Raw genomic sequence first — 24,739 nt, forward strand, 5'->3', positions numbered from 1 at the left:
AAGCTCACCAATTAATTCAAAAGCCCACAGAAATCATTGCCAGAATCCAGCAACACATTGCAGACTCGATCCTTGCGTTGTTCTCTTTCTTCAACTTCAACATTAAAAAGTTTCATCATGAAAATATTTCGATAATCTTCCACCCACACACTTTGTGCAGGCTGGGCAAACAAGCGAACAGTAAAAGTCAAGGCAAAGATTATATACAGCAGTTTTCTTAAAAGTGATTCATTGAAGCTTTTTTCAGATGTCAACTCATATGATACGAGCGCAAAAGGAATTAAAATTAATAAAAAATGCTCAAATCGGGTAAAAATTGCGATCATCCTCAGAAATGGCCCGATGACACACCACATCACAGCCATTGACCAAGCAAAAGAAAGCCAGTTATTCTTGCAAGCAATTACGTAACTACGCCGTTCAAGCAATATAAAAAATCCGAGCAAATAAGCAAGCAACCCAAAATTCAATAATGACGATGATGATATTTCATCGTTAATATAATAATCCAACTTCTGCCACCACAAAGCAGGAAGAATTGACTCAAATGATACTGTTTTAACAGAGAAAATCAAAGCGCTTATCGCCAACACAGAAAAGCAAGTTATCAATACAAAACTGCGCATCGACAATGGCTGACCATTGTCTTTAAAAATCTTGCCGGCAGCATATAAATAGAGAAAGCCAAATACTGCACTGATATGAAAACCAATTGCGATCAGAATTAAGACGTATGCAGTCTTTACATCTGATTTAAAGTATTTATATACCGAAAATAAACAGATAACAACCGCTATCGACTGACGAATTTGCTCTTGAAAAAGACTCCATCCTTGAATGAAAAAAATAACTAGAAATAGTAAAAATATATTTTTTACACAAACCTTTCTGGCCATGTAAATCAACAAATATAAATTAAATACAGATATTGCCGCGACAAATAATTGGTAATCAATACCGTTAGAAGAAAAAAACTTTGCCACCAAAGAAAATAAAACCTCGAGCGGAGGATTCAGTAAAACATCTGACCATGAACTTTCATTCAAACTCTCATATATATTCGTGTAATTTATCCAGTCAGCGCCATTGAAATTACTACCGCCAAAAATAAAAAAAAGCGTCGAAAAAATTATAACAGTCTTTAATTCTTTCGTTACACCCAACAAACTACTTAAAGACAGTATCACCACAGTGAAAAAATAATATATTACAGCAGAATTCATTAATATTTTCTTTGCTTATATACCTAATTTTTCAACTTAGGCCCGGCTCTTCCGAAAATTCCATGAAAAATGCCTAGGAGAATATTATTTATATTTTTTCCTCTTGGACTATACAAAATAGAAGCAACAATAGTTCGCCGAGTCAAAACAGCAATGTCTGCCATAATCCAACGTGTGGGATATTTGCACGAAAAGTACAAAAGCAGGGCATTCCGAGTCATGTAATAGTATCTAATCGGCGAATGCATGGGCAATCTCACATCACCAATTACCATTGCGTTTTCGCCGACGCTGTGAAACATTTTTGCAAATGTCACGCCATAAGATTTATAACCTAAAGCACCTGCCCTTAGCCCCCACTCCATATCAATATAGTCTATAAACAATTCTTCCTTCATATATCCAGTCAAATTCAGCACATCCATCCGGATTAATTGCCCGGAAGAGATTAAAAACAAAGCCTCAATAAATCCCTCAAAATCTGGTACGTATTTTTTTTTGTATCGGCAATGATCTAACCCATAAAATGGATTAGCCACTCCAGATGACTTATCTATGCTTACCGGACCAACCGCAGCAACTTTATATCCATGATTTAACAGCCAGGTTTCAGAGTCGAGGAGTTTTTTAACCATATCATTTTCTGGTTCGCTATCTTGATCAAAAATCAAAACATGACTTGCACCTCTTTTCGCTGCCCAATTTATCCCTTGGTTCTGTGCGCCTGCCAGACCAATATTGGTTGTATTGTTTATCTGGGTACCGATTTTTTGGTCTTGAACATATCTTAATTTGCTGGCATTATCGATCACAACTAATTCATCGATTTGATGTGTAATGGCAGATATCAGTTTAGCAAGAACATTAAAATCAGGCTCATATGTAACAATAATTCCACAGATGTGCGTCATACCAATCCAAACATAAAGCACAATACCTTCATAAATTTCATTTATTTATAACTTCAACATTATTGATGGTGTAATTTTCACAGGAATGCTGACAATTTATTTCTTTCAGTATTTTTTTTGCGCAAATGAGCAACAAAATCATATCCATTCCCGCCCTGACCACCCAAGCCATTGCCGCTCCAAATAATCCAAAAAAATGGAGCATAAAATATAACAATGGAACGTATATTAAAATCTCCAACAAATGCAATTTTGCTGTTGTTTTTGCTTTTCCTGCGGCCTGAATAGCTGCGAATGGAACAAAGGCGATACCATTAAAAAGCAATCCTACTGACAATGCACTTACAACCATCCACGATTGTTCGGCAAATTCTGCACCAAGCCAAAGACTTAATCCCCAATACGACCCCAAGCCAATTACCAAGGAAATTGGAGTCAATATAATAAGCACAATAAGAACGCACTTCTCATATAATTTGCAAGCATTTTCTGGTTCTGTTTTTAATTTCGAAGATAATCTTGGAAACAGCGCCCCTGTTAAGGCAGCAGGCACAACCAGTACTCGCATCAATATTTCAGACGGAACGGTGTAATAGGCAACTGCTGCTGCACCTAAAACACTGGATATCACAAATCTATCCGCAGTTGCCATTAGTGGACCAATGATGTTTGAGATAGTCATCCAGACTCCAAACGAGAAAAGATTTTTAAACTCTTTACCGTTACCCTTACTGCTTACCCAACTACCAATTAGTCTTTTGTTAACGAGCACTATATGCGCAATAAGTACTATCAGGCGTGCGAAAATCAGTGTCAAAACAATGAAAGTAAGTGATGGCCCGTAAAATAAGACAGCTAGCGCCGGCAAACCAAAATTTGCAATTCCTAAAATAATTCTTAAAAGGTTAACTTCTTTAAAATCCTCATATGCCTCCAGAACTCCTCTTAATCCAGTTGTAATCGTTGTTAGTGGTATTCCAAAAGCGGCAACAATAAGGCATTGCGCAGTATCATCCTTAAGTAATTCACTTACCTTTAGCCATTGGTTTCCTAGTGGAGCAGAAAGCACATACAAAAGCATGCCGCCTACAACTCCAGTAAGCGTTGTAAAAAGAATTCCTGACTTAATTAAATGAGGTATTTTTTTGTCATCACCTCTGGCAAGGTTTGAGGCAACTTGTTGCGTCAATGCTCGTCCTAAACCAAAATCAAAAAGGCTAAAGTACCCAATTAATGCCCAAACAAGGGTGAGTATTCCAAAGGCTTCTATGCCTAGACTTTTTATTAAAAACGGGATTGTTATCGCGCCTAATAAAAAAGGAAGCCCTGTGCCAGCTAGATTCCATAGCGTATTTCGCTTTAGCGACATCAATCCGCCTTAGCCTTATTCAAACTTTTACCCTGAATATCTTTAGCGGATAACTTTGGTGAAGCTATACCATATTGACTCAGCGGCCACACAATTCCAATATCTGGATCGTTCCATACAATACAGCGCTCATGAGCAGGTGCATAGTAATCAGTCGTCTTGTACAGAAAATCGGCTGTTTCGCTCAGTACCACGAACCCATGTGCAAACCCAGGCGGCACCCACAGTTGGCGGTTATTTTCTTCGCTCAGTTCAACGCCTACCCATTTCCCAAACGTTGGTGAGGACTTGCGGATGTCCACAGCCACGTCAAACACCGCCCCGCAGGCTACCCGGACCAGTTTGCCCTGAGGCTGCTCGTCTTGGTAATGCAATCCCCGCAGCACGCCTTTGCTGCTGCGGCTGTGGTTGTCCTGCACAAACGTGTAATGAGAGCCCGTGGCGTCGTCAAACGCCTGCTGGTTGAAACTTTCGTAAAAGAAGCCCCGCGCGTCGCCAAATACCCTAGGTTCGATGATCAGGACGTCAGGAATGGCTGTTTGGGAGACCTTCATGACTGGGCTCCCTCGGCGAGCAGACGCAGCAGATACTGGCCGTAGCCGTTCTTGGCCAGCGGCCGCGCCAGCTTTTCAAGCTGCTCGGCATCAATAAAGCCGTTGCGCCAGGCAATCTCCTCCGGGCAGGCAATCTTCAGGCCCTGGCGGTGCTCTAGCGTGGCAATAAACTGGCCCGCCTCCAGCAAGCTGTCGTGCGTGCCGGTGTCCAGCCAGGCATACCCGCGCTTCATGATCTGCACCTTGAGCTGACCCAGGTCCAAGTAGGCTTGGTTCACGGCCGTGATTTCGAGTTCGCCCCGTTCGCTGGGCTTTACCGCCTTGGCAATATCAACAACCTGCTGGTCATAGAAATACAGGCCGGTGACAGCAAAGTTGCTTCTGGGCTTGAGCGGCTTTTCCTCAATGCTGCTGGCCTTGCCGGCGGCATCGAAAGCGACCACGCCGTAGCGCTCGGGGTCCTGCACATGGTAGGCAAAGACGGTTGCGCCGCCGGCCTGTGAGTCAGCCTCGGCCAGCAAGGGCACGAAATCATGGCCGTGAAAGATGTTGTCGCCCAGCACCAGCGCACTGGGCTGGTTGCCGATGAACTGCTCGCCAATGAGAAAGGCCTGCGCCAAGCCGTCCGGGCTGGGCTGAACGGCGTACTGCAGGTTCATCCCCCACTGGCTGCCGTCGCCCAGCAGTTGCGCAAAGCGCGGTGTGTCCTGCGGGGTGCTGATGATCAGCACGTCGCGGATGCCAGCCAGCATCAGGGTGCTCAGCGGGTAGTAGATCATCGGCTTGTCGTACACCGGGAGCAGTTGCTTGCTGATGGCCAGCGTAGCCGGGTGCAGCCGGCTGCCGGAGCCGCCGGCGAGGATGATGCCTTTGCGTTGGGTCATGGGGAGTTATGTTTCTTGTCGTTTTTTTAAAGGATTTCGGCCAGCATGCGGTCCACGCCCTGCTGCCAGGCAGGCAGCGTCAAGCCGAAGACGCTTTGCAGCCGGTTGCAGTCCAAGCGCGAATTGTGCGGCCGCTGCGCCGGTGTCGGAAAAGCGCTGGTGGGCACGGCGGCGATTTCACTGGCTACTATTTTCATAGCTGGTTGTGTATGCTGCGCCTGCGCAATTACATGTTTTGCATAACGATTCCAGGTCGTTTCGCCCTGGGCGGCCAGATGGTAGAGCCCGGCGTCCTGCGGGCGGTGCAACACCTGGCGGATGGCGTGGGCCGTGACGTCGGCAATCAGTTCAGCGCCGGTGGGCGCGCCGAACTGGTCGTCGATCACGGTCAGGCGTTCGCGCTCCTGTGCCAGGCGCAGCATGGTTTTGGCGAAGTTGCCGCCGCGCGCGGCATACACCCAGCTGGTGCGAAACAGCAGGTGCTGCTGGCAGTGCTCTGCCGCCCGTTGCTCGCCTTCCAGCTTGGTCCGGCCATACACGCCCAGTGGCGCGGGCGTATCGGTTTCCACCCAGGGGCGGCTGCCGCCGCCATCGAACACGTAATCGGTCGAGTAATGCACCAGCCAGGCACCCAGTTTGCCAGCTTCCTGCGCCAGCACACCGGGTGCCAAGGCGTTGATGGTGCGGGCCAGTTCGGGCTCGCTTTCGGCCTTGTCCACGGCCGTGTGGGCGGCGGCATTGACGATCACATCGGGGCGCAGCGCGCGTACCGTGTCGGCCAGTCCGGACAGGTTGCCCAGGTCGCCGCACAGCTCCTGGCTGTGCCGGTCCAGCGCGATGAGGTCACCCAGCGGCGCCAGGCTGCGCTGGAGTTCCCAGCCGAGCTGGCCGTTCTTGCCGAAAAGCAGGATTTTCATACGCTGGCGTATTGGGTCTGCACCCAGTCGCGGTAAGCGCCGCTTTGCACATGCGCTACCCACTCGGGATTGGCCAGGTACCACTGGACCGTCTTGCGGATGCCGGACTCGAAGGTCTCGGCCGGCCGCCAGGCCAGCTCGCGCTCGATCTTGCCGGCATCGATGGCATAGCGCCGGTCATGGCCAGGCCGGTCCTTGACATAGCTGATCTGCGTGCTGTAGCTGCGGGCGTCCACTTTGGGGCGCAGCTCGTCGAGCAGTGCGCAGACCGTGTTGACAATCTCGATGTTCGGTTTTTCGTTCCAGCCACCGACGTTGTAGACCTCGCCCAGCCGCCCGGCTTCGAGCACGCGGCGGATGGCGCTGCAATGATCCTTCACGTACAGCCAGTCGCGCACCTGCATGCCGTCCCCGTACACCGGCAGCGCCTTGCTGGCCAGGGCGTTGACGATCATCAAGGGAATCAGCTTTTCCGGAAAATGGCAGGGGCCGTAGTTGTTCGAGCAGTTGGTGGTCAGGACCGGCAGGCCGTAGGTGTGGTGGTAGGCGCGCACCAGGTGGTCGCTGGCGGCCTTGCTGGCCGAATACGGACTGTTGGGCTCGTAGCGATGGTCTTCAGTGAAGGCCGGATCGGCGGCGCCGAGTGAGCCATAGACCTCGTCGGTGGAGACGTGTAGGAACCGGAACGCCGCCTTCGCTTCGCCTTCAAGCTCATTCCAGTAAGCGCGCACGGCTTCAAGCAGACGAAAGGTGCCGACGATGTTGGTCTGAATGAAGTCTTCGGGACTGTGAATCGAGCGATCCACATGGCTTTCGGCGGCAAAGTTGAGCACGGCCCGGGGGCGGTGCCGCGCCAGCAGGCCGTCCACCAGTGCGCTGTCGCCAATGTCGCCCTGCACGAAGATGTGGCGCGCATCGCCCTGCAGACTCGCCAGGGTTTCCAGATTGCCCGCGTAGGTCAGCTTGTCCAGGTTGATGACGGCTTCGCTCGACTGCGCCAGCCAGTCCAGGACAAAGTTTGCGCCAATGAAGCCGGCTCCGCCGGTGATGAGAATGGTCATAACGTTATTTACAATCTGCTGAGCTATTTATCTGAAGCATTTCAGGAGTAGATAAGCACTCACTACTGCCACCGCTTTGTTACCAATGCTAGAGGGTTACTTCATGCGAAAGGAATTGCGAATACGCAATACCTTCGCGGAAGTCGTCTCGCTTTGTGTGGTATTGAGAAAGGCTTGCCGTATAAAAATGAACAGCAACAAGGCTATCCCCGCCGCGAGCGTAGCACCTATGGCGATCAAACCTTTCTTTGGTTGACTGGTTTTTTGTGCCAAGGTGGGCGCCTGGACCAACTGAGCATCGGTTAAGCCTTCCAGTTGTGCCTCCAAGAGGCTGACTTGGCCTTGCGCTGTGCCCGTGGCGCCTAATAACTCGGCGTAACCCCGTGCCAACTCCACCCCGCCAGCAGCGCCAGAACCGTTGGATTCGAGGCGCTTGAGCACGCCAACCGATGCATCCTGAGCATTTTTAAGCCGCGTTCGTGCTTCTTCCAATTGCACTCCAAGCCTTAATCGCGCACTGCCCTTGGGACGGCTTTCCTGATAGATTTGCTGGAGGAGTGCATTGGCGATTGCCTGCGCCTGCAATGCGGTCCGGTTAGAAATGGTTAATGTGAGCAATTTATCAACTCGCCCGACATTAGTTTTAATTTGCTCTCGCAACTTTGTACGCGCTTCTTCGACAGTATCGTCTTTTGCCAGGCCGAGAGAGGCAATGACCGGATCCAGAACAGCTGCTGTACCTATCAGGCTGGCGGTGGTTTGGTCAGCCTGCAGCACAGCGACACTTTGAAAAGTTTGAGGAAGCAGAAAACTGACAACCAGGGCGCACACACCAACAGCCAGCGGACCAAGGACCAACAGCTTGATATTTTCAGCCAAAGTGACCAGCAGGTCCAATAGACCCGCTTCATTGTTAGCACTATTCGCAAGGTTCGCAGAATCTTCCATTTTTGCCTATTGTCAAATCTATGAGGAACTCATTCTACTTGGCACAATTTTTCGACTACCTTGGATCCATGAATCTTACATTTTTAGCTACAAAATATGATAATTTCTACTTGCCCTTGCACAGCCTCCAAGATAAACATCTTCTTCATGCCTCACATTACGCTCTTGCAGTCAGTCCATTTTTATCAAGGCAGCTCTGTAAAAGCTCTCAAATCCACGGCTGAATTACAACAAACTCAATCATCAAAATCTTACAAAAATTAATATTCCACACAAACATTGCTGCAAAACTCCAGATAACTCAGGATGCCAAATTAAGCACCACGTCAATTTTGGAAAGCAGCATCCAAGAATAAAAGCTGGAAATTTTTTAGAGATTGATTTGGAATGTAAAGCTCAATAAAATTTTTAATTTTAATGCTTCTCATTAATGCTTCAACCAAATAATCGATTAACATCAATCCTTTTAACAAGGAAAACTCACTCATGCAAAAGTCAAATGAACTGCAGCAACAAATCAATGAATTCGAGGCCAAGCTTAATGAGTTGCGCAAACAACAGGACTTCGAACGCAAAGGCGAACGTACGCAAGCCATCACTACAGCGAAAGAGTTAATCAAAAATTATGACCTGACAGCCTCAGATCTGGGCCTTGCAGGCAAGGGTGCAGCCAAGCGGGTTACGGGAGACAAGCGAAATGTGGTCGCTCCTAAATACCAAGACCCCCAAAGTGGAAAAACATGGACGGGTCGCGGTAAGTCCCCGGCCTGGTTAAGCGCCCAGCTGTCGGCCGGCCGGGATAAACAAGAATTTTTGATTAAAAGTTAATGCATCAGTCTTTTCGCAAGACTGATGCTGATTGTATTTAGAAATGCACCCCGCGCATCATCTGCTGCATCGCCAGCGCTTCGGGCGACAGCCTGGCCTTTTCGTCTTTAGCGCCCTTCTCGCCCTTGGCGGCGGATGAATCGGCAAACATGCGAAAACTGGTGTTCATCGCGATCTGGGCGATGCGCGGCATCACCGCATGCAGCACCTGCCCGGCAATGCCCAGGCGGGTGGCGATGCGCACCGGCTTGAAGATGCACGCCTGCGCCACCAGTTCGGCCGCTTCCTCGGGGGCCAGCGTGGGCACGTTGTTGTACAGGTTGGTCGGCGCGATCATCGGCGTACGCACCAGCGGCATGTTGATGGTGGTAAAGCTGATGCCCACGTCGGCGAACTCGCTCGACGCGCAGCGCGTCCAGGCGTCCAGCGCGGCCTTGCTGGCCACATAGGCGGAAAAGCGCGGCGCGTTGGTCAGCACGCCAATGGAGCTGATGTTGACCACATGGCCTGCGCCTCTTTGCGCCATGCCGGGCAGCAGGCCCATGGTCACGCGCAGGCTGCCGAAATAATTGAGCTGCATGGTGCGCTCGTAGTCATGAAAACGGTCGTAGCTGCCTTCGATGGCGCGTCGGATCGAGCGTCCGGCGTTGTTGACCAGGAAATCGACGCCGCCGTGGTCGGCCTGCAGCGCCTTGATGAAGCGGTCGCAGTCGGCCATGTCGGCAATGTCGGCCGGGTAGGTGATGAAACAGTAGCCTTTGGCCTCGGCTTCGCGGCAGGCTGCATCGAGCTTGTCCTGGTCTCGGCCGCAGATGATCGTGGTGGCGCCGGCTTCGGCAAACCGGTGCGCCGTCGCCAGGCCGATGCCCGACGAGCCGCCGGTGATCAGCACCACCTTGCCTCCAACCGTGCCGCGCAGCGAGCGGTCGATGAACAGGTCCGGGTCCAGGTGCCGCTCCCAGTAGTCCCACAGGCGCCAGGCATAGTCATGCAGGTTCGGGCAGGCAATGCGGCTGCCCTTGAGCGCGGCCAGGGTTTCGCGGCAGTCGAAACGCGTCGGGTAATTGACGAAGGTCAGGATGTCCTCGGGCACGCCCAGGTCGGACATGATGGCCTTGTGCATGCGCCGCACCGGCGCCAGCGCCATCAGGCCTTTCTTGACTGCCTTGGGAATGAAGCCCAGCAAGGCGGCATTGACGAACAGGTTCATGCGCGGGCCGTGCGCGGCCTTGCTCAGGATGTCGAGCACATCGCCGACGCGGTAGCCGACCGGGTCCACCAGGTGAAAGCATTGGCCGCCGGCGCGTTCCTGGTGGCTGATGTGATTCAGCGCATCGACGACGAAATCGACCGGAACGATGTTGATCCGGCCGCCTTCCAGGCCGACCATGGGCATCCACGACGGCAGCAGCTTGCGGATGCGCTGGATCAGCTTGAAAAAATAGTACGGCCCGTCGACCTTGTCCATCTCGCCGGTCACGCTGTGCCCCACCACCATCGCCGGGCGAAACACCGTCCAGGGCACCTTGCATTCGCTGCGGACGATTTTTTCGCTCTCGTGCTTGGTCCTGAAATAGGGATGCTCGTAGTTTTCGGCCTCCTCGAACATGTCCTCGCGAAACACGCCTTCGTACAGTCCGGCGGCGGCGATCGAGCTGACATGGTGAAAATGCCCGGCATCGATCGCCTTGGCAAACTCGACCGTGTTGCGGGTGCCGTCGATGTTGACGGCGATCTGGCTTTGTTCGTCAGCCTCCAGGTCATAAACCGCCGCGAGGTGGTAGAAATGACTGATCTCGCCCTTCAGCTTCTTGATGTCCTCGGCCTTCACGCCGAGCTTTTTTCCGGTCAGGTCGCCGTGTACCGCAATCGCCCGGCCAGCGCTCACACCCCAGTAATCGCGCAATCCGGCCACCTTGCCCGCGCTCTCCGGCCGGATCAAAAAATAGACCTTGGCGCCCTTGCGCTCCAGCAGTTTCTTGACCAGGCGCTTGCCGATGAAGCCGGTGGCGCCTGTGACGAAATAGTTCATTGAATTCTCCGCATTGAGGTGGCTGACAAAAGTTTCATTTTGTTCAGATTTGCGCCTTTACCCTTCAGCACAAACCCGCGAAACCGGCCCGATCCAGCGAAAATCCGTAGGGTGTCCTGCCTAGCTCTCTAGAAGCCTGACCCTAAACACCGGCGTGCCGCAGGTTTACATTCTTTATGGTGCGCGGCGATGGGCCGCAGTCCCTTTTTTCATCCACCCTTCCAGGAGCCTTCCATGGTCAAGAAACTGCAAAAAATGAGCGCCGCTCAAAAAGCCAGCCCCCAACTCTCCAGCGCCGTCAAGGACTCTGCCCAGCAGATATGGCTGGCCGGCCTGGGGGCTTTTTCCAAGGCGCAGGAGGAAGGCAGCAAGGTGTTCGACAGCCTGGTCAAGGAAGGCCTGGCGATCCAGCGCAAGACCCAGGCAGCCGCCGAGGAAAAGATCAGCGAAGCGACCAGCCGCATGAGCGACATGGCCAGCGACATCCAGTCCAAGGCAGGCAACCGCTGGGACAAGCTGGAAAACATTTTCGAGGAGCGCGTTGCCAAGGCGCTGGGCAAGCTCGGCGTGCCTTCGGCGCGGGACGTGAGCGCACTGGCGGAACGCGTCGAACTGCTCGACCAGCAGGTCAGCAAACTGAACGGCGGTAGCCCGACCGCCAAACCAGCCGCCAAACCACGCGCCAGGGCCGCCGCCAAGACCGTGGAGCCGCAGGCCGCCAAGCCCGCCGCCAAAAAAGCCGTGCAGCGCGCAGTGGCCAAAACGGCCAGAACGCCCGCAGAGGGCAGTGCAGGCCCCGTGCCAAGCGCAGCTGAATAATCTGCAGCAGGCAAGCCCCTGCAAGGGGGTTGAACACGCAGTCAATGCTTGAAACAGGATGACAGCCGCAAGACTAGGTGCGGAGCCACGGAAAAGGGACGTCATGTCCCTTTTTTTTCGCCTGCATGCCTGGAAATCTTCCTTGCTCGAATGCCCCGCATGAGGTTTTCCTGATTCCTTCACTCGGGGCGCTGGGTTAGAGTCAGGGAACAAAACAAAGAGAGACAACTATGGTGAAAAAAGCGCCGCGTCGCACCGCCGAGCGCATCCTGGAGGTCACGCTCGAACTGTTCAACCGGTTTGGCGAGCCCAATGTATCGACCACGCTGATTTCCGCCGAACTCGGCATCAGCCCGGGCAACCTTTATTACCACTACCCGGCCAAGGACGAGCTGATCAACTCGCTGTTCGACCGCTACGAGCAGGCGCTCAACGAGTTGCTCAATGCCAGCGACGGCGTGCGCAACGTCGAGGACGCCTGGTTTTTCATGCACACGCTGTTTGAGCTGATCTGGCAGTACCGCTTCCTGTACCGCGACCTGAACGACCTGTTGAGCAAGAACCGGCGGCTGGAGACGCATTTTCAGTGGGTGCTCAAGAACAAGGCGCGCGCCGTCAGGACCATGCTCGGGGGCATGGGCCGGGCTGGCGCCATGGCGCTGGACTCGCGCGAAGTGGACGCAACGGCCACCAGCATGGTGGTGCTGCTGACCTACTGGCTGAGCTTTGAATATGTGCGCAATCCGCGCCATGCCCTGGAGCCGGAAAATGCCCAGTCGGCCCTGATGCGCGGGGCTCACCATGTGCTGAGCCTGCTGGTACCCTATCTGGAGCCGGCCGAGAAAAGCCACCTGCAAAGCCTGGCGGGCGCCTACAGCATCCCGGCAAGCCTGCCGGCCTGAACGGTGCTGGCGCGGGCCACGAGATTGCATAAAAATGAAAATTAAGTGAAGGAGACAACGACATGGCCAAATGGAACCCTTTCCCCCACCCCGGCGCCTATGCCTTTGACACGGCCAGCCTGACGAAAAACTGGACCCGTCTGCACCGGGGCGACTGTGAACCGCTGCCCAAGGATGCAGCGGTGCTCAAGGCCTGGGTACTGTTTCACAACGGTGAATTCCACAAGGCGACCGAGGCCGGACTGAAAGCCGGCGGCGATGGCATCACGGCGGCCAACAAGGCCACCTGCATCTATGCCAATTACCTGGAAGACAAGGAAAAAACCAGGCTCGACCTGTTCCTGGAAGCGGCGCAAAGGGCCGAGGCGCAGCAGGCGGCAGACCCGAAAAATCCGAATGCCTTTTACTGGCAGGCTTACGCTTTGGGGCGCTACAGCCAGGGCATCAGCGTGGCCAAGGCACTGGCGCAGGGGCTGGGCAGCAAGATCAAGGCCGCGCTGGAGCAGACCATCAAACTCGCGCCGCAGCATGCCGATGCGCACATCGCGCTGGCCGCCTTTCATGCCGAGGTGATCGACAAGGTCGGCTCGCTGATCGGCAGCATGACCTACGGCGCCCGCAAGGACACCGGCCTGGCGCTGTTCAAGGAAGCGCTCAAGCTCAATCCCGGCTCGGCCATCGCCATGACCGAATATGCCAACGGCATGGTGATGCTCGAAGGCGACAAGCGGATGAAAGAGGCCACCCGGCTTTACATGCAGGCAGCGGCCTGCGAAGCGCTCGATGCGATGGAGCGGCTGGACGTGGACATGGCCCGGGTGGAACTGCAGGACTGAAACGCCGGCCGGGCGTCTTTCTGCGAGCCTGTGTCCACAAAACAGGTTACTCTCTTTTTAATAGCTGTTAGCGAACGCCCTGCTTGCGCAGAAGGCATTTTTAACTGTTATTTATTGCCCGCGTCCGCAAGCCATGGCCTGACCGGCAAACTCAGCGCGGGCAGCGCACCTGGCCGCAGTAGCGCTCGCAGAACGGGCAACCGGTCATCGGCAGCCAGGCCGGTATGTTGTAGAACTGCCGGAAGGCCTCGCCCAGCACGCCCTGGCGGTAGGCCAGGTAGTTGAATCCGCGGCCTTCGACCACGTAGAAAGCCACGCCATCCTGGATGAAACCCTGGACGTCGACGCTGTCAAAGTAGGGCTTGAATGCTTCCGGTTCGGGCTTGTCCGGCGTGATGATCCGCACCGTTTTTCCTTGATAGAGCGAAAAATCCACCAGCATGTCGTCCTGCCGCGCATGGAAGCGGCCCACGCCGAACACCGGCATGTACTGGCGGCGCTCGAAACCGTAGATCGACGCGGCGGTGTACGAGTCGGCCATCAGCACCGCGCCCGGGCGGTCGGCCTGCCTGAGGATGTCGGCGGTCTTGACGCTGCGAACGATTTGCGGGTAGATCTTGGCGCTGCGCCAGGTGTCCAGCGTCGTCAGGTACAGGCCGGCGACCACCGCGACATGCAGGCCGGCAAACAGCGCCAGCCCCTTGGCGCAGGTCTTGAGCTTGTCAGCCGGCAGGGCAAACGCCAGCCAGGCAAAGCCAAAAGGGTAAAACGACAGCACCCAGTGCAGGCCAACGACTTTCTTGGCTGACAGCAGCATGAAAAACAGCAGGGGCACGACGACCAGGCAGGCCAGCAGGCGATGGGACCGGGCGCTGGCTCTAAGCGCCTGGCGGTATCTGAAGGCCAGCCAGAGCGCCACCGGCGTGACCAGGTAAGCCATCATGCCGACATACAGCAGCGGCTTGCGCCATTCAAACGCCGCATCCTGGTTGCGGTTGTAGACGTTGAACATGATGTTCGACCAGCCGTGCGACAGGTTGTAGGCAATGTTGATCGCCGGGCCGGGCAAGGCGCAGGCCACCAGCAGGGCCAGGCCCGCCAGCCGCTCGCGGCGGTACAACAAAAAGTACAGCAGGTAGGTCAGCCCCAGCACCACCGAGAAATACTTCGACAAAAAGGCACAGCCCAGGAACACGCCCGACAACGCATACAGCCCATAGGCGGCGCGGTCGGGCCGGGCGCGCTGCTCGGCGCGCATCAGGGCCGCCACCGACAGCATCGACCAGAAGATCAGCGGCGTGTCGGTGGTGATGATGGCGTAGAGCCAGTTCAGCGGTGCCAGCCAGAACAGCAGCACCGCCCAGGCCGCGCGCACCCGGTCCAGCGGCGCCAGCGCCCACCACAGCGCCGCGCCCAGCGCCAGCGGCAGCAGCACCGCTGGCAGGCGGATCGACAAGGTGCTGTCGCCCAGCGTGGCGCGCATGAGCGCAATCAGCCAGCCAGCCATGGGCGGATGGTCGGAATAACCCCAGTCCGGGTAAACGCCCCACCAGTAGAAAAACGCCTCGTCGCCGGAGATCGGAAAGGTCGCCGCGATCCAGAAGCGCAGCAGCAGCGATGCCAGTCCGGCGGTCAGCAGCCAGCGGCTCAGCATGACGGAATCGGCCTGCGGGGAAGAAGCAATGACAGGGTGGTGGGACATGGAAAAGGGTCGGATAAACAGCGGGCAGGCAGCAGGCAAAAGGCGAGGAGCCAGGCGTGCGTCGCAACGCAGGCGACAGAAGAAAGTGAAACGGAAAGCAGCTAGCGAAAACTGATGTCCCGGGCGATGGCCGCACTATAAAGCAAGGCCAGCAGGCCAATCGCCACAGCCAGCCACAGCGTCAGCAGCCGGACCATCACGGTCATGCCCAGGGCGCTGCCAGCCCCTGCGCCGTAAGCCACCAGCAGGCCGGTCAGCACAGCCTCGGTGCCGCCCAGGCCCGCCGGCAGGGCCGACAAGGCGCCGCCGACCATGGCCACGGCGTAAAAACCGGTCGCCGTCGCCAGCCCCAAGGGCAGGCCCATGTCGCGGCAGACCAGCCAGACCGCCACGCCTTGCGCCGACCAGGCGGCCAGCGTCAGGCTGAACCAGGCCAGCGGCCGCAGCCGCAGGCACGTCCAGGCCTCCTGCAGCCAGCCGGGAAGCCGAAGCACGCCATGCCGCAACCTGAACAGCGCAACGGCCGCCAGCACCGCCGCGGCCGCCCCGCCCAGCAGCAGCCATAGCGCCCAGCCGGGCATCCGCTGGACCAGGCCGCGCTCCCAGGCCCAGGCGGCGGCGGGCAGGCACAGCAGCAGCAGGCACAACAGGTCGGCCAGGCGCTCGGCGCCAAAGATGGCCAGGCTCTGCCGGGCACCCAGTGGTTCTCGCGCCAGCACCAGCCCCCTGACCGCCTCGCCGACATTGCCGGGCGTGGGCGTGAACGCATAGCCCGCCAGGTAGAGCCGCAGCCCCTGCAGCAGGCCGAAGTGGCGTCCGTAATGCGCCATCCACAAGCGCCAGCGCAGGCCGCGCAGGCCGTAGCTCAGCAGGCACAGGCTGGCCGCCTGCAGCCCATTGAGCGACCACAGGCGCGCCAGGGAAGTGCGCGGGCTGTCGCCCCAGACCAGCAGCGCCGCCGCGTACACCGTGGCAACCACCCCCAGCACCAGCAGCAGTTTCCTGACCGGCAGCTTGAGCCGAGGGCGCGATGGCAAAAGGCCTGGCTCCGGGCGCTGCCTGTGCACCGTCAAAACCGGTGGGCCAAAAAGATGAACAGCCACAGCAGGCCCGCGCCCAGCAGCCAGCCGTCGCGCAGCAGGTCGCGCGCCACGTCCTCGCCATGGCCGCGATGCACCTGGTAGGTGTAGCGCAGCAGCCCGAAAACAACCACCGGCACGGTGTAGAGCAGGCGCTCGCCATGCTGCAGCTGCGCCTCGGGGCTGGTGGCGAACAGGCTGTAGGTGGTCAGCGTCGCCGTCATGGTGGTGGCGATGAAGGTGTCGAGCAACGCCGTCGGGTAGCCCGCCATCACCGCCCGCTGGCTGGCTTCTTCCTGGAAGCTTTCGGCCTTGCGCTTGCAAAAGCCCAGGTACAGCGTCATGAAAATCCCGGTCAGCAGCAGCCAGCGCGATGGCGGAATCCCGACCGCGACCGTTCCGGCCAGCAGCCTGAGCATGAAACCGGCCGCGATGATGGCCACATCGACCACCGCCACCTGCTTGAGCCGCCATGAATACGCCATGTTCAGCGCCACATACAGCGCCAGCAGCGCCAGCAGCGTGCGGTTGCCTGCCGCCAGCAAAATTCCTGCGGCCAGCAGCACGGCCGCCAGCAGCAGCGCAGGAAGCGCCGTCACCGCGCCGCTGGCCAGCGGCCGCTTGCGCTTGACCGGATGCAGAGCGTCGCTGGCGCGGTCGTGCCAGTCGTTCAGGATGTACACCACGCTCGAAGCGCAGCAGAAAGCCGCAAAGGCGCGCAGCACCGCCAGGTCCAGCGGAATGACTTCCCAGCTCTGGCTGAACACCAGTCCGGCAAACACGAAAACGTTCTTGACCCACTGGTGCGGCCGCATCAGGCGTACCAGCGCAAGCAGGCTTGAAAAAGAAAAAGGCATCAATGAAAAAGGCAAAAGCATGCAGCCCGGATCGGCTTTCAAGCATAACTGACTCGCCGGCCCGCCCATGGCGCGCCAGCGGGCAAAAAAAGCCTGAACGGATCAGGCTTTGCGTGCGCCACCCGCCGGGCGGGTCCGGCCGGCCGTTCAGGTCCGCACGCGTCCGTCGCCGGTCAGCATCGAGAGCTCGACGAAGCTTGAAGCCACATGGTCGCCGGGCCCGAACGACACCGCAAAGCCGCCAAAGGACTGGCTGCCGATGCTTTCCAGGCCGGTCATCAGCGATTCGCGTGTCGGCTTGCTTCCGGCGCGCCGCAGGCCCTCGGTGAACAGCTTGGCGGCCAGGTAGCCTTCCATGCTGGAAAAGTTGGCCTGGACCTCCTTGTTGCCGACGGCCTTCACCGCGTCGGCAAATTCGCGCGCAATCGGACGCGCCGCGTTGTAGGGCGACGGCACGACCTGTGACACCACCACGCCCGCGCCGTCCTTGCCCAGTTCGTCGGCCAGCGCCTGGGTGCCGACAAACGACACGTTGTAGAACGTGCCGCCGTAGCCGGCCTTGCGCGCCTCGCGGATAAACGCCGCGCAGGCCTTGTAGGCGCCGATCTGCACCACCGAATCCGGCCCGGCGGCGACCAGCGTCTTGACGGCCTGCGCCACATCGACCGAATTGCGCTCCACCGTGGCCTGGGCCACCGGCTTGAGGCCCAGACTGCCAAGCGCCAGGGTGACGCCATCCAGGCCGGCCTTGCCATAGGCATCGTTCTGGTGGAAAACGGCAATTTTTTTCAGCCCCAGGTTGGTCAGCTGCTTGACGATCAGCGCGGTCTCGTCGTTGTACGACGCCCGCACATGAAAGGCATAGCGGCTGAACGGTTCGCGCAGCGCCATGGCGCCGGTGAACGGCGCGATGAAGGGAATCTTTTCCTTGATGGCCATGGGCAGCGCCACCACGCTGGTCGGCGTTCCGATGTAGCCGAACAGCGCGAACACGTCGTCGGCGATGAATTTTTTGGTGTTTTCGGCGCAACGGGCGGGTTCGTAGCCGTCATCGAGCTTGCGCAACTCGATCTGCTGCCGGCCAATGCCACCCTGGGCATTGACCTGGTCGAAATAAACCCTGGCGCCCTGGTGGAACTGGATGCCCAGCTGTGCGGCGGGTCCGGTGAAGGCGGCCGACTGGCCCAGGACGATGCGGCCTTCGGGCTGGGCGCGGACGGTGGTGAAGCCCGCCAGCAGGGCGGCGCCCGAACTGATGGAAAATTTTCTGCGTGTCAGCGTCATGGCTTAAATTTTCACAAGTTGTATTGAATTCGTACGACTGTATCAAAACGCGTTTTTGACGCCGGGCATTCGGCCAGCCTGACTGAATCCGGCAACAGGGTTTCCCGTGCAAATGACCGGGAGCGCCGGCCAATCGCTATAAAGTGCAGGCATGCATTCAAATTCGATCCCGCTTCCTGCCGCAATCCTTCCCGCCCATGCGCCGCAACCGGCCAGCGGGCAGGTGCGCGGCGCCTGCCCGCACGACTGCCCGGACACCTGCTCGCTGCTGACCACCGTGGAAAACGGCGTGGCCACGCGCGTGCAGGGCAACCCCGGCCATCCACAGACCGGCGGCGTGCTGTGCAACAAGGTGTCGCGCTACACCGAGCGCACCTACCATGCCGAGCGCCTGCTCCAGCCCCTCAGGCGCGCCGGCCCCAAGGGCAGCGGCCGCTTCGAGCCGGTCAGCTGGGATGCCGCGCTGGGCGAGATTGCCGAACGCCTGAAAGCCATTGCCGCGCGAAACCCCGAAGCCATCGTTCCCTACAGCTACTGCGGCACCATGGGCCAGGTGCAGGGCGAAGCCATGGCCGGGCGCTTCTTCAACCGGCTGGGCGCATCAACGCTCGACCGCACCATCTGCGCCGCCGCCGGCGCCGAAGGATTGACGCAGACGCTGGGCGGCAAGGTCGGCATGCGCGTGGAGTTTTTTGCCGAATCAAAACTCATCATCATCTGGGGCAGCAATTCGATCGGCAGCAACCTGCATTTCTGGCGTTATGCGCAGCTGGCCAAGCGAAACGGCGCCAGGCTCATCTGCATCGACCCGCGCAAGAGCGAAACGGCTGAAAAATGCCATGAACACATCGCCCTGCTGCCCGGAACCGACGCCGCCCTTGCCCTGGCATTAATGCACGAACTCATCACCCACGACTGGCTCGACCACGACTACATCGAGCGCCACACGCTGGGCTGGCCGGCGCTGCGCGAGCGCGCGCTTGAGTGGAGCCCCGAGCGCGCAGCCAGCGTGTGCGGCGTGCCGGCCGAACAGATCCGCTCGCTGGCGCGCGACTACGGCCAGTGCCTTATCGACCGGCAGCCGGCGGCGATCCGCCTGAACTACGGCATGCAGCGGGTGCGCGGCGGCGGCAACGCCACCCGCGCCGTGGCTTGTTTGCCCGCGCTCATTGGCGCCTGGCGGCACCGGGCCGGCGGCCTGCTGATGAGCAGCTCGGGCGCTTTTCCAGTGGACCGCGCCGCGCTGCAGCGGCCCGACCTGCTGGCCGGGCGCACGCCGCGCACCGTCAACATGAGCACCATCGGCGATGACCTGCTGCGGGACAACTCGCCCGCCTTCGGCCCGAAGATCGAGGCGCTGATCGTCTACAACAGCAACCCGGTGGCCGTCGCGCCCGACTCCGGCCAGGTGGTGCGGGGCTTTGCACGGGACGACCTGTTCACCGTCGTGCTGGAGCAGTTCCAGACCGACACCGCCGATTACGCCGATTTCATCCTTCCGGCCACGACGCAGCTGGAACACTGGGACATTCACACCACCTACGGCCATACCGACGTGCTACTGAATCGCCCGGCCATCGCGCCGCTGGGGCAAGCCAGGCCCAACACGCAGATCTTTCGCGAACTCGCCGCGCGCATGGGCTTTGCCGATCCCTGCTTTGCCGACAGCGACGAAACGCTGTGCCGCGCGGCGTTTGGCAACAAGGTCGATTTCCAGACGCTGCTGGACCAGGGCTTTGCCACCCTGGCGCTGCCGGACGCGCCGTTTGCCGACGGCGGTTTTCCCACGCCGTCGGGAAAATGCGAGTTTTTCAGCGAACGCCTGGCCGCGCAGGGGCTCGACGGCCTGCCCGGCCATGTGCCGAACCATGAAACGCCGGGCGCATCCGGCGACTTTCCGCTGGCCATGATCTCGCCGCCGGCGCGCAACTTCATGAACTCGACCTTTGTCAACGTCAAGACGCTGCGCGCCATGGAAGGCGAGCCGGTGCTGGAAATGCATCCGTTCGATGCGGCCGCGCGCGGCATTGCCAGCGGCGCCGTGGTGCGGGTGTTCAACGCGCGCGGCGACTACCGGGTCAGGGCCGAGGTCTCGCTGCGCGCCCGGCCCGGCGTGGTCAACGGCCTGGGCATCTGGTGGCGCAAGCTGGGGCTTAGCGGCACCAACGTCAACCAGCTGACCAGCCAGCGCCTGACCGACCTGGGGCGCGGGCCGGTGTTCTACGACTGCCTGGTTGAAGTGCAGGCGGCTTGACAAGGGGAATCCGGACATGGCCTGGACAAGACGCAAGAAGCTGCTGGCCGCCGGGCTGGCTGCGGCCAGCCTGGCGGGCTGCGCGGACCTGGGCTACTACTGGCAGTCGGTCAACGGCCACCTGACGATGCTCAATGCGGCGCGACCGGTACACGACTGGCTGGGCGATGCGCAGACGTCGGCGCAGCTCAAAAGCCGGCTGGCGCTGGCGCAGCGCATCCGCCGCTTTGCCGTGACCGAACTCAAGCTGCCCGACAACCCCAGCTACCAGCGCTATGCCGACCTGCACCGCAGCGCCGTCGTCTGGAACGTGGTGGCCGCGCCCGAACTGTCGCTGACGCTGAAGACCTGGTGTTTTCCGGTGGCCGGCTGCGTCGGCTACCGGGGATATTTCGACGAGGCCGAAGCCCGGCTTGAGGCCGCCCGGCTGGCCGCGCAGGGGCTGGAAACCAGCGTCTATGGCGTGCCGGCCTATTCCACGCTGGGCTGGATGAACTGGGCCGGCGGCGACCCGCTGCTGAGCACCTTCATCGGCTACCCGGAAGGCGAGCTGGCGCGGCTGGTGTTTCACGAGCTGGCGCACCAGGTGGCCTACGCGCCGGGCGACACCGGGTTCAACGAATCGTTCGCCACCGCCGTCGAGCGGCTGGGCGTGCAGCGCTGGCTGGACGCGCATGCCGGCGGTGACAGCGACGAAGCCCGCCAGGCCTACCAGCGCTTTGACGGGCGGCGCCGGAAGTTCAGGGCGCTGGCAGCGGCCACGCGCCGGGAACTGACCGCCATTTATGAACCAAACAAGGCTTTTGCGCAGGACCCACGGGCGCAACTAGCTCTCAAAACAATAGCAATGCAGCAATTCAGGGACCGCTATGCGCAGCTCCGCGCGGAATGGGACGGTTATGCCGGCTACGACCCGTGGGTGGCGCGCGCCAACAATGCGTCCTTTGGCGCGCAGGCGGCGTATGACGAAGGCGTGCCGGCTTTCGAAGCCTTGTTTGAACGCGAAGGCCGCGACTGGCAACGGTTCTACGGCGCCGTCCAGCGCCTGGCCGCGCTGCCTCGGGCCGAGCGCCAGGCGCGCCTGAAGGCCGACGCCCTGCCCTCATGGGCCGGAGCGGAATCTGGCGATTTGCCGCTCAGGCGATGAGCGCCTGCCGGGGAAGCGTGAAGTAAAACGTCGCCCCCAGCCCGGGCGTGGCGTCTGCCCACAGCCGGCCGCCATGGTGGCCGATGACACGGCTGACGGTGGCCAGGCCGATGCCGGACCCGGGAAATTCCGGCGCTGCGTGCAGGCGCTCGAACGGCAGAAACAGCTTTTCGGCATGCGCCATGTCAAATCCGGCGCCGTTGTCCCGCACAAAAAACACCGGCTGACCGGCGACGTCAGGCTGCTGGCCGATGCTGATCCGGGCTTGGGCCTGCAGGCCGGTGAATTTCCAGGCGTTGCCCAGCAGGTTTTCCATGACCACCCTGAGCAGCGCTTCGTCTGCGTGGACCAGCAGGCCGGCTTCGACCTGCGTTGTGACCACGCGCGCCGGCTGGCGCACCTGCCAGTCGGCCAGGATACGGCGCGCCATGGCGGACAGATCGACCTGCGTGTAGCACAGGCGGGTGCGCGTCACCTGCGCCAGCGACAGCAGGTCCTCGATCAAACGGCCCATTTGCGCCACGCCGTGCCGGATGCGGGTCAGGTAATGCCTGACCTTTTCGTTGCCCTCGCCCGCCAGCTGCCTGGCCAGCAGGGACCCGAAGCCGTCGATGGTGCTCAGCGGCGCGCGCAGATCGTGCGACACCGAGTAGGAAAAGGCTTCAAGCTCCTCGTTGGACCGGCGCAGGGCCTCCTCGACCAGCTTGAACTCGGTCACATCGGCATCGATGCCGACCCAGAAGGACACGGCACCCTGCTCGTCACGCACCGGCGACGCCCGGTAGGCCATGGTGTGAACGCTGCCGTCCGGGCACAGCCAGCGCCGCACGCCGGCAAAAGGCAGTTCGCCGGCCCGGGCCTGCGCCCAGTTCTTTTTCAGCGCGGGCAGGTCTTCGGGATGCAGCACGGCAAGCCACTGCATGGCGGTCCAGTCCTGCAGCGTGCCGCCCATCAACTCGAACCAGGCGTGGTTCAGGTAGGTGACATCGCTGTTCTGGTCGGTGGTCCAGATGATTTGCGGCGCCTGCTCGGCCAGGGCACGGAACAAGGCCTCCTGGCGAGCCAGCGCCGCCGTGCGTTCGGCGACCTTCGTCTCCAGCCCGGTATTGAGCTGGCTGACTTCCTGCATCAGGCACGAATTTTCCACGGCGATGCACGAAAGCTGCGCCATTTCCGTCGCGACGTATTCATCCTGCCGGGTGAAATCGCCTTCGTACCGGCTCGACAACTGGAGCAGGCCAATGTGCCGTCCATCGCGGCCGGTCAGGGGCACGGCCAGCCAGCCGCGCATCATGGCATGGCTGCCGACCCGGCACCAGTCCGGATGCGCCTGCACTTCGTCCTGCGTCAGGCGCACCGGGCGGGTGTGGTTGGCCCCATGGCGGTAGATGCCGCTGCCGTGAATCAGCGGTGGCCGGCCCTGGTGCGGGGCATGCTCGGCGGACAGCGACAGCGCATGCATGGCGTGCGTCCAGTCGCCGTCGATGGCAAGGCTGACGGCCGCCTGGTGCGCGCCGATCACGCCGCGTGCCTGGTTCGCCAATTCCTGCGCTATGCCTTCGAGTGTCAGGTGCGCGGTGATTGCCTGGGCGGCGTCGGCGGCACGCTGCAGGGTGAACAGATGCTCGCGCACCTCCGCTTCGGCCTTGACCCGGGCCGTGGTGTCCAGCGCCACCACGAAGCACGCCTGCCGGCCGCCATGCTGGATCGGCTGGACCACCACCTCGGCGAAAAACACCGTGCCGTCCTTGCGCCGGTGCGCATACGGCCCCTGGCGCTTGCGCTGGCTGTCGGCGTCAATGCGCAGCGGGCAGCCCGGCACTTCGTCGGCATGGATGTCCACCAGCCGCATCGCCAGGAATTCGGCCTGCGAATAGCCATAGTCATCGATGGCCGTCTGGTTGACCTGCAGGAAGCGGCCGTCGGCCTGGTCGAGCACCCACATCGGCACCGGCGCCGAGGCGAACAGCGCGGCATAGCGCTGTTCGCTGTCGATCAGCGCCTGCTCGGCCTGCTTGCGCCCGGTGATGTCGCGCTGCACCGAAACCCAGTGCGTGAACCAGCCCCTGGCATCTGCCACGGGAACGATGTCGAGCTCCACCCAGAAAGCCTCCCCGCTTCGGGTGTAGTTGATCAGTTCGGCGCGGACCGGCTGCCAGGCCCTGAGGGCCGCGCCTATCCGGGCGAGTTCGGCCCGCTGCGTCAGCGGGCCTTGCAAAAAGCGCGGGGATTGGCCCACGACGTCGGCGAGGCGGTAGCCGGTGTGGCGCTCAAACGCGGCATTGACAAAAACGATGCGCGGCCCCGGTTCGCTCACCGGCTCGGCTTCGGTGATGACCACCATGTCGTTGAGGTGGTAAATGCTGGTTTCCAGCAGCCTCAGTTGCGCCTGCGCGGCCTGCCGGTCGGTGATGTCGCGCAAGATGGCGGTGAACAGCAGCCCCTCGGGCGTTTGAACCTGCGAGATGGACACATCGACCGGGAATTCCTGCCCATTGGCGCGCAGCCCGTGAATCATGACCACCGCGCCTCCCATGCCCCGGGCGGTGGACGCGGTCGCGCCGAACTGCTTGACATAGCTGGCATGGCGGGGGCGAAGGCGCTGAGGAATCAGCTTTTCAAGCGGCTGGCCCATCACCTCCTGGCGAAGCCAGCCGAACATCTTTTCGGCGGCCTGGTTGAACAGGACGATTTCCTGGCGCTCATTGACCGTGATGATGGCGTCCATCGCCGACTCCAGCACGCCCGCCAGCAGCGAGGCGGTGATGGACGGCGCCATGGGTTCGCCTTCAGGCGTCATGGCGAGGCCTTGGCTGGCGACAATCTGTCATTAAGTGGACTCCGCAACCCGCAGGCCGCTTTTCATGTGTTTGCGCTGAATCCCGCCAGCCGGGAAACCATGCGCCAGACGGCCTGGCGGGCATGGCGTTGGGGCTTCTGCGGTTGCCTGCCCATGATTTGCAATCGCGTAAAAGCAAATTTTGTATATCGATCTACATGTTGAATGGATTTTTCATTTTACCGGCTTGCTCTTTTTCTGAAATGCCTGGACTGCCTGTCACGCACGCGGGGGGTTTTATGATGCTGTCTAGCGACCTGAACAACTGCCCTGACGGCAGGCGGGCAGCCAGC

General features: G+C 59.3%; 21 protein-coding genes. 6 read left to right on the forward strand and 15 right to left on the reverse strand.

Going from position 1 to position 24,739, the window contains the following annotated elements; translation table 11 throughout:
* Positions 1–11 precede the first annotated feature (11 nt).
* The 9 genes from EC86_RS27805 to EC86_RS28835 all read right to left on the reverse strand — a co-directional run bounded on the left by EC86_RS27805 (position 12) and on the right by EC86_RS28835 (position 8,355).
* Complete coding sequence (locus EC86_RS27805; RefSeq protein ID WP_084181324.1) at positions 12–1,223, reverse strand: EpsG family protein; 1,212 nt, start codon at positions 1,221–1,223, stop codon at positions 12–14.
* 23 nt (positions 1,224–1,246) lie between these two features.
* Complete coding sequence (locus EC86_RS27810) at positions 1,247–2,134, reverse strand: glycosyltransferase family 2 protein (protein ID WP_084181326.1); 888 nt, start codon at positions 2,132–2,134, stop codon at positions 1,247–1,249.
* A 37-nt stretch (positions 2,135–2,171) separates the two neighbouring features.
* Entirely contained in the window at positions 2,172–3,503 is a 1,332-nt protein-coding gene (locus EC86_RS27815) for a flippase (RefSeq protein ID WP_084181328.1), read from the reverse strand.
* Complete coding sequence (gene rfbC, locus EC86_RS0113480; protein ID WP_029526183.1) at positions 3,503–4,057, reverse strand: dTDP-4-dehydrorhamnose 3,5-epimerase; 555 nt, start codon at positions 4,055–4,057, stop codon at positions 3,503–3,505. The genes EC86_RS27815 and rfbC overlap by 1 nt, the downstream gene beginning before the upstream one ends.
* Positions 4,054–4,941 (reverse strand): glucose-1-phosphate thymidylyltransferase RfbA, encoded by an 888-nt coding sequence (gene rfbA / locus EC86_RS0113485; RefSeq protein ID WP_029526184.1) that lies wholly within the window; start codon positions 4,939–4,941, stop codon positions 4,054–4,056. Before rfbA ends, rfbC begins: the two co-directional genes overlap by 4 nt.
* A 26-nt stretch (positions 4,942–4,967) precedes the next feature.
* On the reverse strand, positions 4,968–5,858 hold the full coding sequence (gene rfbD, locus EC86_RS0113490; RefSeq protein WP_029526185.1) for a dTDP-4-dehydrorhamnose reductase: 891 nt from the start codon (positions 5,856–5,858) through the stop codon (positions 4,968–4,970).
* Positions 5,855–6,919 (reverse strand): dTDP-glucose 4,6-dehydratase, encoded by a 1,065-nt coding sequence (rfbB, locus tag EC86_RS0113495; RefSeq protein ID WP_029526186.1) that lies wholly within the window; start codon positions 6,917–6,919, stop codon positions 5,855–5,857. The genes rfbD and rfbB overlap by 4 nt, the downstream gene beginning before the upstream one ends.
* Before the next feature lie 96 nt (positions 6,920–7,015).
* Complete coding sequence (locus tag EC86_RS27045; RefSeq protein WP_029526188.1) at positions 7,016–7,867, reverse strand: Wzz/FepE/Etk N-terminal domain-containing protein; 852 nt, start codon at positions 7,865–7,867, stop codon at positions 7,016–7,018.
* A 326-nt stretch (positions 7,868–8,193) separates the two neighbouring features.
* Positions 8,194–8,355: a hypothetical protein gene (locus tag EC86_RS28835; RefSeq protein ID WP_156955312.1), complete on the reverse strand. Its 162-nt coding sequence runs from the start codon at positions 8,353–8,355 to the stop codon at positions 8,194–8,196.
* On the opposite strand from EC86_RS28835, the gene EC86_RS0113510 reads away from it, so the two are divergent.
* On the forward strand, positions 8,354–8,695 hold the full coding sequence (locus tag EC86_RS0113510; RefSeq protein WP_051675897.1) for an H-NS histone family protein: 342 nt from the start codon (positions 8,354–8,356) through the stop codon (positions 8,693–8,695). The genes EC86_RS28835 and EC86_RS0113510 overlap by 2 nt on opposite strands.
* A gap of 37 nt (positions 8,696–8,732) precedes the next feature.
* On the opposite strand, the gene EC86_RS0113515 is transcribed toward EC86_RS0113510, so the two are convergent.
* Positions 8,733–10,727: an SDR family oxidoreductase gene (locus tag EC86_RS0113515; protein ID WP_029526191.1), complete on the reverse strand. Its 1,995-nt coding sequence runs from the start codon at positions 10,725–10,727 to the stop codon at positions 8,733–8,735.
* Positions 10,728–10,961: 234 nt separating this feature from the next.
* Between EC86_RS0113515 and EC86_RS0113520 the strand changes: the two genes are divergently transcribed.
* From EC86_RS0113520 to EC86_RS0113530, 3 genes are all read left to right on the forward strand, one after another.
* Positions 10,962–11,546 carry a phasin family protein gene (locus tag EC86_RS0113520; protein WP_029526193.1) on the forward strand — a complete coding sequence of 195 codons (585 nt, stop codon included), beginning with the start codon at positions 10,962–10,964 and terminating at the stop codon, positions 11,544–11,546.
* 230 nt (positions 11,547–11,776) lie between these two features.
* On the forward strand, positions 11,777–12,448 hold the full coding sequence (locus EC86_RS0113525; protein ID WP_029526194.1) for a TetR/AcrR family transcriptional regulator: 672 nt from the start codon (positions 11,777–11,779) through the stop codon (positions 12,446–12,448).
* 62 nt (positions 12,449–12,510) lie between these two features.
* Positions 12,511–13,284 (forward strand): hypothetical protein, encoded by a 774-nt coding sequence (locus tag EC86_RS0113530; RefSeq protein ID WP_029526196.1) that lies wholly within the window; start codon positions 12,511–12,513, stop codon positions 13,282–13,284.
* 151 nt (positions 13,285–13,435) lie between these two features.
* Here EC86_RS0113530 and EC86_RS0113535 read toward each other — a convergent pair whose 3' ends face one another.
* From EC86_RS0113535 to EC86_RS0113550, 4 genes are all read right to left on the reverse strand, one after another.
* The gene (locus tag EC86_RS0113535; RefSeq protein ID WP_029526197.1) at positions 13,436–14,986 is read right to left on the reverse strand and encodes an ArnT family glycosyltransferase; all 1,551 of its coding nucleotides are present in this window, start codon (positions 14,984–14,986) and stop codon (positions 13,436–13,438) included.
* A gap of 101 nt (positions 14,987–15,087) precedes the next feature.
* Positions 15,088–16,023 carry a lysylphosphatidylglycerol synthase transmembrane domain-containing protein gene (locus EC86_RS0113540; RefSeq protein WP_029526198.1) on the reverse strand — a complete coding sequence of 312 codons (936 nt, stop codon included), beginning with the start codon at positions 16,021–16,023 and terminating at the stop codon, positions 15,088–15,090.
* Positions 16,024–16,055: 32 nt separating this feature from the next.
* Positions 16,056–16,922, reverse strand: coding sequence for a decaprenyl-phosphate phosphoribosyltransferase (locus tag EC86_RS0113545; RefSeq protein ID WP_029526199.1), 867 nt, complete (start codon positions 16,920–16,922; stop codon positions 16,056–16,058).
* Positions 16,923–17,069: 147 nt separating this feature from the next.
* Positions 17,070–18,206, reverse strand: a complete 1,137-nt coding sequence (locus EC86_RS0113550) for an ABC transporter substrate-binding protein (protein WP_029526200.1) — start codon at positions 18,204–18,206, stop codon at positions 17,070–17,072.
* 151 nt (positions 18,207–18,357) lie between these two features.
* Between EC86_RS0113550 and EC86_RS0113555 the strand changes: the two genes are divergently transcribed.
* Together EC86_RS0113555 and EC86_RS0113560 are read left to right on the forward strand one after the other, a co-directional pair.
* The gene (locus EC86_RS0113555; protein WP_156955313.1) at positions 18,358–20,460 is read left to right on the forward strand and encodes a molybdopterin-containing oxidoreductase family protein; all 2,103 of its coding nucleotides are present in this window, start codon (positions 18,358–18,360) and stop codon (positions 20,458–20,460) included.
* Between the two features lie 16 nt (positions 20,461–20,476).
* Positions 20,477–21,607, forward strand: a complete 1,131-nt coding sequence (locus tag EC86_RS0113560; protein WP_029526204.1) for an aminopeptidase — start codon at positions 20,477–20,479, stop codon at positions 21,605–21,607.
* On the opposite strand, the gene EC86_RS27050 is transcribed toward EC86_RS0113560, so the two are convergent.
* Positions 21,597–24,407, reverse strand: a complete 2,811-nt coding sequence (locus tag EC86_RS27050; RefSeq protein WP_051675899.1) for a PAS domain S-box protein — start codon at positions 24,405–24,407, stop codon at positions 21,597–21,599. The two genes, EC86_RS0113560 and EC86_RS27050, sit on opposite strands and share 11 nt — an antisense overlap.
* Positions 24,408–24,739 lie beyond the last annotated feature (332 nt).

It is taken from the genome of Polaromonas glacialis, assembly GCF_000709345.1.
In the GTDB taxonomy this organism is placed as follows: domain Bacteria; phylum Pseudomonadota; class Gammaproteobacteria; order Burkholderiales; family Burkholderiaceae_C; genus Polaromonas; species Polaromonas glacialis.

Excerpts from the sequence above, each read along its gene's own strand:
- EC86_RS0113545 (WP_029526199.1), bottom strand. The coding sequence starts at position 16,922 with ATGCCTTTTTCTTTTTCAAGCCTGCTTGCGCTGGTACGCCTGATGCGG.
- EC86_RS0113515 (WP_029526191.1), bottom strand. The coding sequence starts at position 10,727 with ATGAACTATTTCGTCACAGGCGCCACCGGCTTCATCGGCAAGCGCCTG.
- rfbA (WP_029526184.1), bottom strand. The coding sequence starts at position 4,941 with ATGACCCAACGCAAAGGCATCATCCTCGCCGGCGGCTCCGGCAGCCGG.
- EC86_RS0113535 (WP_029526197.1), bottom strand. The coding sequence starts at position 14,986 with ATGTCCCACCACCCTGTCATTGCTTCTTCCCCGCAGGCCGATTCCGTC.
- EC86_RS0113525 (WP_029526194.1), top strand. The coding sequence starts at position 11,777 with ATGGTGAAAAAAGCGCCGCGTCGCACCGCCGAGCGCATCCTGGAGGTC.
- EC86_RS27805 (WP_084181324.1), bottom strand. The coding sequence starts at position 1,223 with ATGAATTCTGCTGTAATATATTATTTTTTCACTGTGGTGATACTGTCT.
- EC86_RS28835 (WP_156955312.1), bottom strand. The coding sequence starts at position 8,355 with ATGAGTGAGTTTTCCTTGTTAAAAGGATTGATGTTAATCGATTATTTG.
- EC86_RS0113510 (WP_051675897.1), top strand. The coding sequence starts at position 8,354 with ATGCAAAAGTCAAATGAACTGCAGCAACAAATCAATGAATTCGAGGCC.
- EC86_RS0113520 (WP_029526193.1), top strand. The coding sequence starts at position 10,962 with ATGGTCAAGAAACTGCAAAAAATGAGCGCCGCTCAAAAAGCCAGCCCC.
- EC86_RS27815 (WP_084181328.1), bottom strand. The coding sequence starts at position 3,503 with ATGTCGCTAAAGCGAAATACGCTATGGAATCTAGCTGGCACAGGGCTT.
- EC86_RS27050 (WP_051675899.1), bottom strand. The coding sequence starts at position 24,407 with ATGACGCCTGAAGGCGAACCCATGGCGCCGTCCATCACCGCCTCGCTG.
- EC86_RS27810 (WP_084181326.1), bottom strand. The coding sequence starts at position 2,134 with ATGACGCACATCTGTGGAATTATTGTTACATATGAGCCTGATTTTAAT.
- rfbD (WP_029526185.1), bottom strand. The coding sequence starts at position 5,858 with ATGAAAATCCTGCTTTTCGGCAAGAACGGCCAGCTCGGCTGGGAACTC.
- rfbB (WP_029526186.1), bottom strand. The coding sequence starts at position 6,919 with ATGACCATTCTCATCACCGGCGGAGCCGGCTTCATTGGCGCAAACTTT.
- EC86_RS0113555 (WP_156955313.1), top strand. The coding sequence starts at position 18,358 with ATGCATTCAAATTCGATCCCGCTTCCTGCCGCAATCCTTCCCGCCCAT.
- EC86_RS0113550 (WP_029526200.1), bottom strand. The coding sequence starts at position 18,206 with ATGACGCTGACACGCAGAAAATTTTCCATCAGTTCGGGCGCCGCCCTG.
- EC86_RS0113530 (WP_029526196.1), top strand. The coding sequence starts at position 12,511 with ATGGCCAAATGGAACCCTTTCCCCCACCCCGGCGCCTATGCCTTTGAC.
- EC86_RS0113560 (WP_029526204.1), top strand. The coding sequence starts at position 20,477 with ATGGCCTGGACAAGACGCAAGAAGCTGCTGGCCGCCGGGCTGGCTGCG.
- rfbC (WP_029526183.1), bottom strand. The coding sequence starts at position 4,057 with ATGAAGGTCTCCCAAACAGCCATTCCTGACGTCCTGATCATCGAACCT.
- EC86_RS27045 (WP_029526188.1), bottom strand. The coding sequence starts at position 7,867 with ATGGAAGATTCTGCGAACCTTGCGAATAGTGCTAACAATGAAGCGGGT.